Below are 13,310 nucleotides of genomic sequence, written 5' to 3' on the forward strand. Positions count from 1 at the left end.
CCGACGCCGCTCAGCCGGCGAGGGCGGCGGCGATCGCCCGCAGTGGGGCGCCCGACTCGGCGATCGGGACGGTGAAGGCGAGCCAGGAGCCGTCGGCGAAGTCGAACCGCAGGCGCTTGGGGTTGAGTCGGTGCCAGCCCACCCGGGCGGAGGCGACCTCGGCCCGCGCCGCCGACCAGACCACCTCGGTCGCGGTCAGCGCCCGCTCCTCGTCCTCCCGCCCGGCGAGAAGCTTGACCGGGCCGGTGCGGCAGACCAGCAGCCGCCGGTCGGTGGCCGCCAACAGGGTTTCCCGGACCGCGCCGTCCGGCCGGGGCGGATTGATGGCCCGGTGCAGCCGGGACGCGGCCGAACCGGGAGCGCCACGGCCGGCGATCCCCCAGCCGACCAGGTCGACCAGGCGGTCGCCGCGGTCCCAGGTGGCAAGCGGCAGGAGCACGTTGAGCAGCACCGATCCGACAGTCCGCCGGCCCGGCGCGGCGGTCGGCGACGGCTCGGGCGGCGGTGGCGGGGTGAGACCGCCGCCGACGTCCGCCTTGGCCTGGGCCAGCACGCGCTCACCCGGCTCGACGAGCCGGCCGATCGCCTCGCGGTATCTGGTCTCGTCCATCGGCTCAGTATCGGTCGTGGCCGTAGCCGTCGTCGGCGCGGCGCTCCGCGGCCGGGGCGGTGCCCATCACCTCGCCGACGATCTCCCGCACCCGGGTGGCGGCGGCCTCCTGCGCCCGGTTCGCCGCGGCGGTGAACTCCTCGGCAAGCGTGTAGGAGTCGAACCGCATCGCCCGCGCGTTGATGTCGGCGGAGAGGATCCGGCCGTCGGCGGCGGCCACGACGGTGACCAGGCCGGAGTCGCTCGCGCCCTCGGCGCTGCTCTGCTCCAGCTCGGCCATCCGCGCGCCGAGCTCACGCTGCCACCCGTCCAGGTTGCGGGCCAGCGCCTCGATCCGGTCCAGGGCCGGGAACGTCATGGCTGCCTCTCAGTTCACGATCGAGTCGAACACGTTCTGCACGCCCTTGGTGTACGGGCCCAGATCCTCGCGGTAGGTGCCGTCCACCAGGTAGTTGCGGTCCTTGTGACCGTCGGAGACGTCGTACAGGCCCACCCCGGTGTCGAGCAGGGCCCCGCCGATGCCCGGGATGTTCACCGGAGACGCCTGGTTGATGGCGAACTTGCCCGGGAACAGGATGGCGGCGCGTTTCATCTTGAACGCGAACGCCTCCTTCGTGTAGCCGGACTTGTTCCACGCCTTGTACGCCTTCTTGGCCTTACGCAGCTCCATCACCAGCTTGCGGTAGCGGGTGAGCAGCTCGGCGACCTTCTCCAGCTTGGTGACAAGCTTGGTGAGGATCTCCGCGAACCGGGCCACAATCTTGACCATGCGGCCGACCGTGGTGGCCAGCCGCGCCAACACCCGCACCACTGTCGCGGCGAGCGTCACGCCGGCGCTGAGCGCCGCCGCCACCGCCGCGATGATCACCTCGGTCAGGAACCAGAGCAGGAACTCCAGGATCAGCTCGACCAGCAGGTTGAACGCCTCGACCGCCGCGTTCGCGGCGTCGACAAGCACCTCCTTGGTGCCGTCCAGCCCCTTGGCCAGCTCCTCGACCGCCTCCTCGACGGACTCCATCGAGGCGTGGAACTTCTCCGCCGCGTCGCCGTCCCAGGCGCCACGCAGCCGGGCCCGGTCGGCGACCTGGTCGCCGGCGATCTGCCGCACGGCCTCGCCTGTGGTAAGCGCGAGCTGGGCGGCCTGCATCAGGTCGTCCGGCTCACCGGCGACCAGCTCCAGCAACTGCTCGAACGGCCACAACACGGCGTTGGAGAGCGGCTTGAACGGGTCGGGCGTGCCGGACACGATCTGCTCGAAGTAGGTCTTGTTGCGCTGAAGCGCCTCGGTGCTCATCCCGCCCCCTCAGGCGCCCGGCGTGAACATGTCGGTGGTTGCCACGTCCGTGCCGGTGTAGGCGTCGGCGGTGTCGGCAAGCCCCTCGGCGATGTCGGCCATCACCTCGGCGCCCTCCTCCAGCCCTTGCAGGCATGCCTCGAACTGCTCCGCGTACGCAGCGGCGAGGCTGAACGACGCGGGCATCACGCCGAAGGAGTGCCGGGCCACGTGCCCGTCGCGGAACGCCCGGTGCAGCTCACGGAACCGGGTGGCCCGGTCCCGGGAGGCGGCGGCGAACGCCGTCAACGCCTCCGGCTGGACGTCGAGATTCCTGCTCGGACTGGTCACGGACCCTCCCCAGTGTCCGGTCGGAAATATCGCCGCCGTCGACGGCGCCCCCAGACTAGGTGATGCACACCCCTCCACAGGGGGCGGTGCGGGTGCCGCCGGCAGGATGCACGCCCCGCCCACCATGATCCTGGCCCGCGCCGACCAGGTCACCCACCGCTGCGGCGAGGTGCTGGCCCTGGTCGCCGGTCGGGCCCACCGGCGGGACGAGGACCGACCTTTTGTCCCGTTCCGGCCCGGCAGCCGAGCCTGCGGTGCCACGATGCCGGCAGGGCGGGCCAGCAGGGCCGCTCCCGGCGAGAGGGGTCACCGTGAACGGCGTCGAGCCCGGCACACCCTGCTGGACCGACCTGGCCACGCCCGGCCTGGAGGACGCGAGACGGTTCTATCCGCAGTTGTTCGGCTGGACCGGGCGGATCTCCACCGTGCCGGACGCGGAGGGCTACACCGTGTTCCTCAAGGACGGCAAGGCCGTCGCCGGCGCAGGCCCACCGGCCACGCCGGACCAGGTGCCGATCTGGTCGACGTACGTGGCGACCGACGACGCCGACCTGGTCGCCATCCGGGTGGAGGCCGCCGGCGGGCAGGTGCTGGTGTCGCCGTTCGACGTCAGCGGGCAGGGGCGGATGGCGGTGCTCGCCGACCCGGCCGGCGCGGTGTTCAGCGTATGGCAACCGATGGCGATGCGCGGCGCCGAACTGTTCAACGCACCAGGCGCGATGTGCTGGAACGAGCTGGTCACCCCGGACCCGGACGGGGCCAGGGAGTTCTACGCGCTGGTCTTCGGCTGGCATGCCGAGGAACGACCGGCCGGGCCGATCCCCTACGTCGGGTGGCGCTGCGGCGCCCGCATCGTCGCCGGCATGCTGCCGCCGGCCGAGCCCCTGCCCGCGGACCTGCCGGCGTACTGGACGGTCTACTTCGCGGTGCAGGACACCGACGCGACCGCGGCTCGGGCCGCCGAGCTTGGCGGCACCATCCTCGTCCCGCCCCGGGACAATCCGGCCGGCCGCGCCGCCGCCCTGCGCGACCCCCAGGGCGCACTCTTCTCCATCTCCACCCTCCGCTGACGTGTAAGGCGGGGGCCCCTTTTAACGCATTCGGTAGAGGAGGGGGACCCTCTTAACACCACCTGTTAAAAGGGGGCCCCTCCTTTCACCTCCGGCGGAGGGGGACCACGTGGGGGCCGTGAGGGCCGGGGATCACCCGGACGTGGGCGCGGTAGTGGCGGGCCAGGAGCTGCTCGGTGAGCACCTCCGACGGTGGGCCGGCGGCGGCCACCCGGCCGTCGGCGAGCAGCACCAGGCGGTCGGCGTACTCGCCGGCGATGGAGAGGTCGTGCATGGTGGCGAGCACGGTCAGGTCGTGCTCGCGGCGGAGCTGGTCGACCAGGTCCAGCACCTCCTGCTGGTGCCCGATGTCGAGCGCGCTCGTCGGCTCGTCGAGCAGCAGCAGCGTGGCGCCCTGGGCCAGCGCCCGGGCCAGGAACACCCGCTGCCGCTCCCCGCCGGAGAGCGTGGCCAGCTCGCGGCGGCCGAACCCGCCCAGGTCGAGTCGGTCCAGCACCTCGTGCACGGCGGCCAGGTCGGCGGCGGACTCCCGGCCCAGCGGCGGCATGTACGGGGTACGCCCCAGCAGGACGTAGTCGAAGACCGCCATGCCGGCCGGCACCACCGGGGACTGCGTCACGGTGGCCACCACCCGGGCCCGGTCGCGGCGGCGCAGCGCGCGGATCGGCGTACCGAAGAGGGTGACGGCGTCCGGCGCGGGCAGCAGGCCGCCGACGGCGCGCAGCAGGGTCGACTTGCCGGCGCCGTTCGGCCCGATGACGGTGACCCACTCGCCGACCGCGACGGTCAGGTCGACCCCGGCCAGGACCGGGGTGCCACCCAGCTCGATCCGCAGGTCCCGGACCTCAAGCGCCGCGGCTCGCAAACCCGGCTCACTCCTCGTGCTCATTGGCCGACCCGGCGGGAGGTGCGCAGGATCAGGACGAAGAACGGGCCGCCGAGGAGCGCGGTGACCACGCCGATCGGGATCTCGGCGGGGGCGGCGGCGGTCCGGGCGACCACGTCGGTCAATGCCAGGAACGCGCCGCCGAAGAGCATCGACAGCGGCAGGATCACCCGGTGGCTGGCGCCGGCGAGCAGCCGTACGGTGTGCGGCACGATGATGCCGACGAAGCCGATCAGGCCGGACGCGGAGACCGCGGCGGCGGTGCCAAGCGAGGCGGCGACGATCAGCAGGTAGCGGGAGCGCTGCGGATGCAGCCCGAGGCTTGTGGCCTCGTCGTCGCCGACCGAGAGCACGTCCAGCTCGCGCCGGTGTGCCAGCACCACCACGGCGGTGAACACGAAGTAGGGCAGGACCAGCCACACGTCGTGCCAACCGGCGGTGGCCAGCCGGCCGAGCAGCCAGGAGTAGACCTGCTGGATGTTGTCGGAGTGCTGTTGCAGCAGGTAGGTCTGCCCGGCGGAGAAGAACGCCGAGACCGCCACCCCGGCCAGGATCAGCACGGCCGGGGAGCGGTCCCGCCCGCCGGCGACGCCGAGCAGGTACGTCATCGCGACCGCGCCGAGCGAGCCGACGAACGCGGCGAGCGGGATGGTGACCGGCAGCCCGGTCAGCGCCCCGCCGGCCCCGGCGCCGAGCACGATCGCCACGGTGACCGCGAACCCGGCTCCGGCGGCCACCCCGAGCAGGTACGGGTCGGCCAGCGGGTTGCGGAAGACGCCCTGGTAGCAGCCGCCGGCCAGGGCGAGCAGCGCGCCGACGAGGAGGCCGAGCACGACCCGGGGCAGCCGCAGCTCGGTGACGATGGCGATCTCCCGCTCGGTGAGCCCGCTGTCCAGGTGCACCCCGGGCAGCAGGTTGAGCAGTTCGGCGGCGACGCTGCCGGGCGGCAGGCTGACCGGGCCGAACGAGACGCCGGCCACAAGCGCGACAAGCACCGCCACCAGGCCGGCGAGCAGCCAGCGTTTGCGCAGCCCGGTCGGCCGGGCCGGGACGTCGGCCCGGGCTGCGCGACGTGGGCGGGGAAGCCGGCCGGCCGGCCGGGGCCCATCGGGCGTCCCGGCCGGCACGGGGTCCACCGGTCGTACGGCCACGGTCAGGCCGGGACCTTGGCGGTGGCGTCGACGATCGTCCGGAGCAGGTCGACGACGCGCGGACCCCAGCGGGAGGCGATGTCGTCGTCGAGCGCCACGATCTGGTTGTTCTTCACCGCGGTGACGCCGCCCCAGCCGCTGCGCGCCTTGACCGTGTCCGCGCTCTGCTGGCAGCACTTGGTGTCGGCCAGGAAGACGAAGTCGGGGTTGGCCTTGACGATGACCTCCTGGGAGAGCTGCGGGTAGCCGCCGCTCTTGCCGCCGGCGTCGGCCGGGTCGGCGATGTTCGTAAGCCCCGCGAGCGCGTAGATGGTGCCGATGAAGGTCTTGCTCGTCGCGCTGTACAGCTCCGGGCCCAGCTCGTGGTAGTAGGTCAGCTTCTCGGCGCGCTTGGGCAGGTCCTTGGTGAGCGCGGTGATGTCGTCCTTCATCTTCCGCGTCACGGCGTCCGCCTCGGCCGGGTGGCCGGTGAGCTTGCCCAGGTCGGTGAGCTGCCGGTAGGTGTCGTCGAGCGTGGTCGCGGCCGGCGCGAGCAGGACCGGGATCTTGAGCGCCACGAGCTGACTGACGATCTTGTTGGTGTCGTTCGCGAGCACCACCAGGTCGGGGCTCTTCGCCGCGATCGCCTCGGCGTTCGGCTGGTAGCCGGAGAGGTCGGTCTTCGGCGCTTCGGCCGGGTGGTTCGACTGGTCGTCGACGGCGGTGACCTGCTTGCCGGCGCCGATGGCGAAGAGCATCTCGGTCGAGGTCGGCGACAGCGAGACGATCTTCTCGGGCCGCTTCTCCAGCGTCAGGTTGCCGACGCTGACGGGGAAGGCGCCGCCGGACGCGCCGGCGGCGGGGGTGTCGGTCGAGGTCTTCTCGGCACAGCCGGCGAGCAGCACCGCGCCGGCCGCGAGCGCGGCGGCGAAGAGCTGAGGGGTACGTCGGGTCATGGTCCTCCTGTCGGTCGAGGAGCGTGGTGCTTCGCCGACAGGTGGAGGACCCGTCCGCGAGGCGCCCTTCCTCGAAGGCGCGTGTCGCGACCGGGCCACAGGCGACCTGGCTCGTCCCACGTTCGTCGGCGTCGGCGGTGGAGGGCCGACGCCGCGCGTACGGGGCATCACAGTTGCGGGACAGCGCCGGTTTCGCACCGGCTTCGCTGTCGCACGGTCGGTGCCACGGTAGCGCATGACCAGCGGAGATCGCCCGGACGGGAGGGGGTGGGTGGGGACCCCGGCGGGGGTGGAACCGGGGTCCCCACCTCAGGTGGTGAGGTCTAGCAGTACTGGCTCTGCTTGCCGATCGCCCGGTACGGGCAGTCGGCGTACTCGGACAGCATCAGCACGGCGTCCCGGTTGCGCGCGGTCTGCGCCGGGATCACCTCGTCGGGCGGGTAGAAGCCGCCGCCGGAGGCCGAGCCGGGGTACATCTCGAAGGTGTACGCCCAGATCTTGTGGCTGCCCCACATCCAGTCGATGCTTGTGCCGTCGGCGATGTAGAGGTCGCTCGACTGTTCCGGCGTGTAGCCGTTCGTCGCGGCCATCTGCTGGCCGATGGTGGCGAAGGTGTTGTACTGGTCGGCGGTCATCCCGGTGGCGGTGTTGCTGTACGTGTAGCCGTACGGCCAGAGCACCAGCTGGGAATAGGTGTGGAAGTCGATGTTCGCTTTGATCTGCTGCACCCCGCCGACGACCCGGCTGTTGACGAAGTTGCGCAGCGCGGTGGTCTCCGGGGCGGAGAAGGCGGACGGGCCGCGGTAGGTCTCCGACGACTTCGTGCTGGACGAGCCGCCGCAGCAGCCCCACTGGTAGCCCCAGTTGCGGTTCAGGTCGGTGCCGACGTACGAGGAGCCGCTGTTGGGTTGCCGGTTCTTGCGCCAGGAGCGGTAGGAGCCGGTGGCGATGTCGTACTCGCTGCCGTCGGGGTTGACGGTGGGCACGATCCAGATCTCCCGGGAGTTGACGATGTTGGTGATCCGGGAGTCGCTGCCGTAGTTGTCGGTGAAGAGGTCGAGCAGGTAGATCGCCATCTCGACGGTCAGGTGCTCGCGGGCGTGCTGCTGCGCGTTGAACAGGATCTCCGGCTCGTTCTCGTCGGTGCCGACGTTGTCGGAGATCTTCACCGCCATCAGGTCCCGGCCCTGGTAGGACGTACCGATGCTGAGCTTGCGGGCGATCGTCGGGTGGTCGGCGACCACCTTGTTCACCACGGTGGTCAGCTCGGCGTAGTCGTGGTAGTTCGAGTCGGCGGGCGGGAAGGCGTACGTGGTCGCGCCGCCGGCGGGGGCCGGGGTGACCTCTTTCTCCAGCCGGAAGCCGAGCCGGGTGATCGCGGCGGCCTCGGTGGTGGTCGCCGTGACGTGCAGCACACCGTGTTCGGAGTAGTCGATCGCGGCACCGGTGCGGGCGACCGCGGTGCGGTCGGCGACGGTCCGTGGGCCGAGCACCCGGTAGGCGACGGCGGCCGGCTGCTCACCGGTCCGTTCCGGGGCCGGGCGGGCGGCTGCCGGTCCGGCGGCGGCGGTGACGAGGGTCAGGCCGACGGCGGCGACGAGCGCCAGCCGGCGGCGGAGCGGAAGCGCGTGGAAGGCCATCGACAACCTCCTCGGGGTACGGGAGTCCCGTTGTCCGCACACTTCACCAGCAGTTACATGGTCATATCAATATTCATCTCTATCTAGATCCATCCCGACCGGATCCTCACATCGGCAATGATTTTCCATAGCCGAACATCTGGCGAAACTTCCCGCCACGCGCGACAGTGAACGGCGACGATGCCACCTCCGAGTGGAGCTGCCATGTTCGGAAGATCCCTGCGCACGGTCGCCCTCGCCGGCCTGACCGCGCTCACCCTCCTCGGCACCACCGCACCCGCCCACGCGCACGGCCACCGGCCGGGCGTCACCCACGACGAGCAGATCACCTTCCAGGAGTTCTCCCGCTATCCCGACTGGCGGGGCGGCTCGCACCGGGGCACCCGCGCCCTGCCGGGCCGGGACCCCGCGCTCACCATCGGCCGCGCCGCCGGCACCACCGAGTTCACCGACGAGCACACCGGGACCACCCGCACCTGGGAGTACGCCACCTGGACCTCGCCCGAGCGGCGGATCGGGTTCGACGCCACCGAGCTGGTCGCGTCGTGGAACGCCAGCACCCCCGCCGGCACCTGGATCCAGGTCGAGCTGCACGGCACCTACACCACCGGGGAACACACCCCGTGGTACGTCATGGGTCGCTGGGCCTCCGGCGACCAGGACATCAAGCGGTCCACGCTTGACGGCCAGGGCGACCCCTGGTCGAGCATCTGGACCGACACGTTCGCCATCGACGACGCCGCGGCCGGGGTGCTGCTGCGGTCGTACCAACTCCGGCTGACGCTCTACCGCGCGCCCGGCCAGGCCGCCGCGCCGCGGGTCCGGATGCTCGGCGCGATGGCCTCGAACGTGCCGGACCGGTTCACCGTCACGCCGAGCCGGGGCGGCATCGCCTGGGGCACCGAACTGGCCGTGCCCCGCTACTCGCAGAACGTCCACGTCGGCGAGTACCCGGAGTACGACGGCGGCGGCGAGGCATGGTGCTCCCCCACCTCCACCGAGATGGTGGTCGAGTACTGGGGGCGCAAACCCTCGGCCGAGGACACCGCCTGGGTCGACCCGGCCTACGCCGACCCGACCGTCGACCACGCCGCCCGGATGACCTACGACTACGAGTACGAGGGCGCCGGCAACTGGCCCTTCAACACCGCGTACGCGGCCGGTTTCCCCGGCCTGGAGGCCCGGGTCACCCGGCTGCACTCGCTCGACGAGGCGGAACGGTTCATCAAGGCGGGCATCCCGGTCGTCACCTCGCAGTCGTTCCTCGCCCGCGAGCTGGACGGCGCCAACTACGGCACCTCCGGGCACCTGTTCGTGATCGTCGGCTTCACCGCCGACGGTGACGTCATCGTCAACGATCCCGCGTCGTCGTCGAACGAGGCGGTCCGCAACGTCTACAAGCGGGAGCAGTTCGAACAGATCTGGCTGCGCACCAAGCGCTACCGGGACAACGGGACGGTGGCCTCCGGCTCCGGCGGCATCGCGTACCTCATCAAACCCACCACCCGCCCCTGGCCGCACCTGTGAAAGGAGGGGGCCCCGGTTAACGCCTGGCGTATAGAAGGGGCCCCTTCTCACCACCTCGCCGCTAGTGCTGGCGACTGTCCGGCTCGGCCTGGTCGTCACCGGCGAGCGCGGAGCGCAGCCGGTCCTTCTCCGTGCGACGACGCTCCGACGCCTCCGCCATCTCCCCGGCCATCTCGTCCCGCCACCCCTTGAGCAGGAAGAACGACAGCGCGGCGGAGAACACGAGCGCCAGCATCAGCCGGAGGAAGATGTTCATGTCGATGAACCAGAGGGCCGCCAGCACGGCGACGAACAGCCCGATCCGGCCCAGCGTGTATTTGACGGCCGCGCTCATGCCAGCGTTCCCACTCTCTCCGCGCCTCAGCCCGTCCGCCGGGCCAGCCAGTGCACGCCATGAAACCAGATGACCGCGTAGACCACGGTGAACACCGCCGCGGCCAGCGCGCCGGTGAACAACGCCGGCAGCCCCGCGACCAGCCCGGCCGCCAGTAGCCCGGCGAGGACGCCGACCGCGATCCCGACAAGCGCGGCCAGCACCCGGGCGGCCCCGAACTCCCAGGCCCGGAAGTCGTCCCAGAACAACCAGAGCGGCAGGATCACCGCCAGCCAGCCATTGGTCCGCCCGAACCCGCCGGCGCCCACGGCGGCGAACGCCCATTCGAAGAGCAGCAGCGCCAGCACCCCGATCACCAGGCCGGCGAGCGTGACACCGAGCAGGTCACCGAGGGTGAGGATGCGTCCCTCGGCGTCGCGCCGGGGAAACGCGCGCTGCTGCTCGCCGGTGCTCATCGCCGGGTCAGGCCCAGACCTGCTGCGGTTCGGAGCGGCGCTCGGCCATCGACGGCGCGGCATCGTACTCACGGACGGTGTCGTAGCGGGTGTTCCGCTCCACCGGGCGGAAGCCGGCGTCCCAGATTAGGTGGAGCAGGTCGTCCCGGTGCATGGTGTTCGGCGTGCCGTACGAGTCGGCGTCGTGGGTGATCTTGTATTCCACGACCGAGCCGTCCAGGTCGTCCACGCCGAAGTTCAGCGAGAGCTGCGCCACCGAGAGCCCGTGCATGACCCAGAAGCACTTCACGTGCGGGACGTTGTCGAACAGCAGCCGGGAGACCGCGAACGTCTTGAGCGACTCGGCCGGCGAGGCCATCGTGGTGCGGGCCTGGATCCGGTTGCGGACCTTGCCGTCCGCCGAGTCGACGAAGTCGTGCTGGTAGCGCAGCGGGATGAAGACCTGGAAGCCGCCGGTCTCGTCCTGCAGCTCACGCAGCCGCAACACGTGGTCGACCCGGTGCCGGGGCTCCTCGATGTGGCCGTAGAGCATTGTCGACGGCGTCTTCATGCCCTTCTGGTGGGCCAGCCGGTGGATCCGCGACCAGTCCTCCCAGTGGCAGGCGTGGTCGACGATGTGCTGCCGGACCTCCCAGTCGAAGATTTCCGCGCCGCCGCCGGTGAGCGACTCCAGCCCGGCGTCCATCAGCTCGTCGAGGATCTCGTCGGCGGTGAGCCCGCTGATCTTCTCGAACCACTGCACCTCGGTCGCGGTGAACGCCTTGAGGTTGACCTTCGGCAGCGCCGCCTTCAGCTCGCGCAGCACCTTCGGGTAGTAGCGCCACGGCAGCGTCGGGTGCAGGCCGTTGACGATGTGCAGCTCGGTGAGCTGCTCGTCCTCCATCTCCTTGGCCTTGCGGACCGCCTCGTCGATCCGCATCGTGTAAGCGTCCTTCTCGCCCGGCTTGCGCTGGAACGAGCAGTAGGCACACGACGCGGAGCAGACGTTCGTCAGGTTGAGGTGCCGGTTGACGTTGAACATCACCCGGTCGCCGTTCAGCTCGGTGCGCCTGTGGTGGGCCAGCCGGCCCAACCAGGTCAGGTCGTCGCTGTCATAGAGGGCGATGCCGTCTTCGCGGGTCAGCCGCTCCCCCGCGTAGACCTTCGCTTCGAGCTCGCGCTTGAGTCCGGCGTCCATCCGACAGCCACGTCCTTCCACCTGGGGTCCGGATCGAGCGTACGTCGCGGGTCGGACGTACCGCCGACGCGGTCGGCCGCAGCGACGCAGTTCACCGTTCGTCACCCTCCGCACATCGACATCGCTGCGCCGGTGAGGTAAGACAAGGGTGGGGCGGAACACACCACCAGTGCCGTCCTGTCCCATCACGCCCACGACGCGTGGCGCGCACCAGACCGGACGGGGAGCGGAATGGTCGACAGCACCAAGGCCCGACGGCGACGGCGACGGGCCCCGGTGATCTCACCGGTGCTCCGCCCGGCGCTCTGGTCCGCCCTGCTCGGGGCGGTCGCGGCCACGGTGCTCGCCACACCCGCCTGGGCCGACCCACTTCCCGACACCGTTCCCAGCACCGGCTCCCGGCCGCAGGTCACCGGCCCCCTCCAGTTGCCGGCCGCGCCGGGCGTCGTCGCCGGCCGCCCCGGCGCCGTCCCGGGCCTGCCCGGCGCCACCGTCCCCGGCCTCACCGGCGCCGGAGCCGTGCCGGGCGCCAGCGTCGTGAACCCGGCCGACGGGCCGCTGATCGCGCAGATCAACCAGGTCGACGCCCGGGTCGCGCAGCTCGGCGACGACCTCCTGCGGATCAAGGGCGAGCGGGACGCGGCCCAGGCCGAGCTGGTCGTCGCCGCCGGCCGGCTCAAGGAGGCCCAGGACGCGCTCGCCCGAGCCCAGGAGGGCGCCAAGAGCGCCGCCGCCGACGCGGTCAAGGCCGACGCCGCGCTGCCGACCGGCGAGTTCGGGACCAGCCTGCGCGAGTTCGCCGACCTGCAACGGATCACCCGGGGCGACAAGGCCGAGCGGGCCACCACATCCGTGACCGGTGAGCTGCTCCGCGCCACCACCGACGAGCGGGTCGCCCGTGAGGCGCACGCCTCGGTGCAGCGGCGGGTCACCGAGAAGACCGCGGAGTTCACCCGTGTCGAGGCGGATCTGCACAAGCAGGAAGCCGCGCTACTCAAGCTGCGCCGGGACAATGCCGCCAAGCTGCTCGACATCGAGCGCCGGGAGGACGCCGCCGAGCAGCGGCTCGGCAACCCGTACGTCGTCAACCAGAGCATCAACGGCCTGGTCGCCGATCCGATGGCGCTCGACGCCGTGCGCTACGCCCTGGCCCAGCTCGGTGATCCCTACCTCTGGGCGGCGGAGGGTCCGGACCGGTTCGACTGCTCGGGCCTGATGCTCGCCTCCTATCAGGCGGCCGGCTACCGGGGCCTGCCGCGGGTTTCCCGCGACCAATACTTCGCGACCCGCTCCCGCAGCGTCAGCCCCAACGCCCTGCTCCCGGGCGACCTGCTCTTCTTCGCGTCGAGCAGCAGCTGGACCAGCATCCACCACGTGGCGATGTACATCGGCAACGGCAAGATGGTCGAGGCGCCGCGGACCGGCGACGTCGTGAAGATCTCCGTGGTCCGCTGGTCCCGGCTCTACGCCGCGACCCGGGTGGTCGGTGCCGTCCCCGCACCGGCCACGCCCGTGCCGGCGCCGACCGTGCCGACCAACCCGCCGAAGCCCAAGCCGACGCCGACGAAGACCGCGACGCCGAAGCCCTCGGGTACGCCGAAGCCGACGCCGACCACGTCGAGCCCGTCGCCCACCCCGTCGACGAGCACCACGCCGACGCCGAGCCCGTCCGACACGCCGAGCCCGTCACCGAGCCGCACCGCCACCCCCGCGCCGACCACCAGCTCGGCGAAGCCGACCGAGAGCGCCGCCGCACCGTCGAGCAGCGCCGCCAAGCCGACCGAGAGCGCCGCCAAGCCGACCGAGAGCGCCGCCAAGCCGACCGGCAGCGCGGCCGGCAGCAACTCCGCGAGCCCGAGCAGCGGCGACTGACCGAACCGTCCGCTCCGGCTGTGTTCCCG

At 71.6% G+C, this 13,310-nt stretch carries 13 protein-coding genes, 1 pseudogene and 1 riboswitch; of the genes and pseudogenes, 3 read left to right on the forward strand and 11 right to left on the reverse strand.

Features of this window, described 5'->3' with window-relative positions:
• Window positions 1-10: 10 nt before the first annotated feature.
• Genes SM450_RS05980 through SM450_RS05995 form a run of 4 tightly spaced genes read right to left on the reverse strand, consistent with a single transcriptional unit; the run spans window position 11 to window position 2,234 of the window.
• A complete protein-coding gene (locus SM450_RS05980; protein WP_474618657.1) occupies window positions 11-610 on the reverse strand; it encodes a hypothetical protein in 600 nt (199 codons plus the stop codon).
• Between the two features lie 4 nt (window positions 611-614).
• Window positions 615-968, reverse strand: coding sequence for a YbaB/EbfC family nucleoid-associated protein (locus tag SM450_RS05985; protein ID WP_474618658.1), 354 nt, complete (start codon window positions 966-968; stop codon window positions 615-617).
• Between the two features lie 9 nt (window positions 969-977).
• Window positions 978-1,904 carry a WXG100 family type VII secretion target gene (locus SM450_RS05990; protein ID WP_474618659.1) on the reverse strand — a complete coding sequence of 309 codons (927 nt, stop codon included), beginning with the start codon at window positions 1,902-1,904 and terminating at the stop codon, window positions 978-980.
• A gap of 9 nt (window positions 1,905-1,913) precedes the next feature.
• Complete coding sequence (locus SM450_RS05995; RefSeq protein ID WP_474618660.1) at window positions 1,914-2,234, reverse strand: type VII secretion target; 321 nt, start codon at window positions 2,232-2,234, stop codon at window positions 1,914-1,916.
• 311 nt (window positions 2,235-2,545) lie between these two features.
• Here SM450_RS05995 and SM450_RS06000 point away from each other — a divergent pair, with 311 nt between their 5' ends.
• A complete protein-coding gene (locus SM450_RS06000) occupies window positions 2,546-3,304 on the forward strand; it encodes a VOC family protein (protein WP_474618661.1) in 759 nt (252 codons plus the stop codon).
• Window positions 3,305-3,389: 85 nt separating this feature from the next.
• On the opposite strand, the gene SM450_RS06005 is transcribed toward SM450_RS06000, so the two are convergent.
• The 4 genes and pseudogenes from SM450_RS06005 to SM450_RS06020 all read right to left on the reverse strand — a co-directional run.
• Complete coding sequence (locus SM450_RS06005; RefSeq protein WP_474618662.1) at window positions 3,390-4,193, reverse strand: ABC transporter ATP-binding protein; 804 nt, start codon at window positions 4,191-4,193, stop codon at window positions 3,390-3,392.
• Window positions 4,190-5,341, reverse strand: a complete 1,152-nt coding sequence (locus SM450_RS06010) for a FecCD family ABC transporter permease (RefSeq protein ID WP_474618663.1) — start codon at window positions 5,339-5,341, stop codon at window positions 4,190-4,192. Before SM450_RS06010 ends, SM450_RS06005 begins: the two co-directional genes overlap by 4 nt.
• A 2-nt stretch (window positions 5,342-5,343) precedes the next feature.
• Entirely contained in the window at window positions 5,344-6,276 is a 933-nt protein-coding gene (locus SM450_RS06015) for an ABC transporter substrate-binding protein (protein ID WP_474618664.1), read from the reverse strand.
• 105 nt (window positions 6,277-6,381) lie between these two features.
• A riboswitch (cobalamin riboswitch) is annotated at window positions 6,382-6,478 on the reverse strand.
• Between the two features lie 124 nt (window positions 6,479-6,602).
• Window positions 6,603-7,916, reverse strand: a pseudogene (locus tag SM450_RS06020) (M14 family metallopeptidase); the annotation flags it as partial.
• A gap of 204 nt (window positions 7,917-8,120) precedes the next feature.
• Here SM450_RS06020 and SM450_RS06025 point away from each other — a divergent pair.
• Entirely contained in the window at window positions 8,121-9,443 is a 1,323-nt protein-coding gene (locus tag SM450_RS06025; RefSeq protein WP_474618665.1) for a C39 family peptidase, read from the forward strand.
• A 61-nt stretch (window positions 9,444-9,504) separates the two neighbouring features.
• On the opposite strand, the gene SM450_RS06030 is transcribed toward SM450_RS06025, so the two are convergent.
• Genes SM450_RS06030 through mqnE form a run of 3 tightly spaced genes read right to left on the reverse strand, consistent with a single transcriptional unit; the run spans window position 9,505 to window position 11,409 of the window.
• Complete coding sequence (locus tag SM450_RS06030; RefSeq protein ID WP_474618666.1) at window positions 9,505-9,777, reverse strand: DUF4229 domain-containing protein; 273 nt, start codon at window positions 9,775-9,777, stop codon at window positions 9,505-9,507.
• 26 nt (window positions 9,778-9,803) lie between these two features.
• Window positions 9,804-10,232, reverse strand: a complete 429-nt coding sequence (locus SM450_RS06035) for a hypothetical protein (protein ID WP_474618667.1) — start codon at window positions 10,230-10,232, stop codon at window positions 9,804-9,806.
• A 7-nt stretch (window positions 10,233-10,239) separates the two neighbouring features.
• Entirely contained in the window at window positions 10,240-11,409 is a 1,170-nt protein-coding gene (mqnE, locus tag SM450_RS06040; RefSeq protein ID WP_474618668.1) for an aminofutalosine synthase MqnE, read from the reverse strand.
• A gap of 231 nt (window positions 11,410-11,640) precedes the next feature.
• Between mqnE and SM450_RS06045 the strand changes: the two genes are divergently transcribed.
• Window positions 11,641-13,281 carry a C40 family peptidase gene (locus SM450_RS06045; protein WP_474618669.1) on the forward strand — a complete coding sequence of 547 codons (1,641 nt, stop codon included), beginning with the start codon at window positions 11,641-11,643 and terminating at the stop codon, window positions 13,279-13,281.
• Window positions 13,282-13,310: the final 29 nt, after the last annotated feature.

It is taken from the genome of Micromonospora marincola, assembly GCF_056150385.1.

What these genes read in the sequence shown, in the direction of transcription:
- SM450_RS05980 (WP_474618657.1), bottom strand. Translation starts at nt 610, where the DNA reads ATGGACGAGACCAGATACCGCGAGGCGATCGGCCGGCTCGTCGAGCCG.
- SM450_RS05985 (WP_474618658.1), bottom strand. Translation starts at nt 968, where the DNA reads ATGACGTTCCCGGCCCTGGACCGGATCGAGGCGCTGGCCCGCAACCTG.
- SM450_RS05990 (WP_474618659.1), bottom strand. Translation starts at nt 1,904, where the DNA reads ATGAGCACCGAGGCGCTTCAGCGCAACAAGACCTACTTCGAGCAGATC.
- SM450_RS06005 (WP_474618662.1), bottom strand. Translation starts at nt 4,193, where the DNA reads ATGAGCACGAGGAGTGAGCCGGGTTTGCGAGCCGCGGCGCTTGAGGTC.
- SM450_RS06015 (WP_474618664.1), bottom strand. Translation starts at nt 6,276, where the DNA reads ATGACCCGACGTACCCCTCAGCTCTTCGCCGCCGCGCTCGCGGCCGGC.
- SM450_RS06025 (WP_474618665.1), top strand. Translation starts at nt 8,121, where the DNA reads ATGTTCGGAAGATCCCTGCGCACGGTCGCCCTCGCCGGCCTGACCGCG.
- SM450_RS06030 (WP_474618666.1), bottom strand. Translation starts at nt 9,777, where the DNA reads ATGAGCGCGGCCGTCAAATACACGCTGGGCCGGATCGGGCTGTTCGTC.
- SM450_RS06035 (WP_474618667.1), bottom strand. Translation starts at nt 10,232, where the DNA reads ATGAGCACCGGCGAGCAGCAGCGCGCGTTTCCCCGGCGCGACGCCGAG.
- mqnE (WP_474618668.1), bottom strand. Translation starts at nt 11,409, where the DNA reads ATGGACGCCGGACTCAAGCGCGAGCTCGAAGCGAAGGTCTACGCGGGG.
- SM450_RS06045 (WP_474618669.1), top strand. Translation starts at nt 11,641, where the DNA reads ATGGTCGACAGCACCAAGGCCCGACGGCGACGGCGACGGGCCCCGGTG.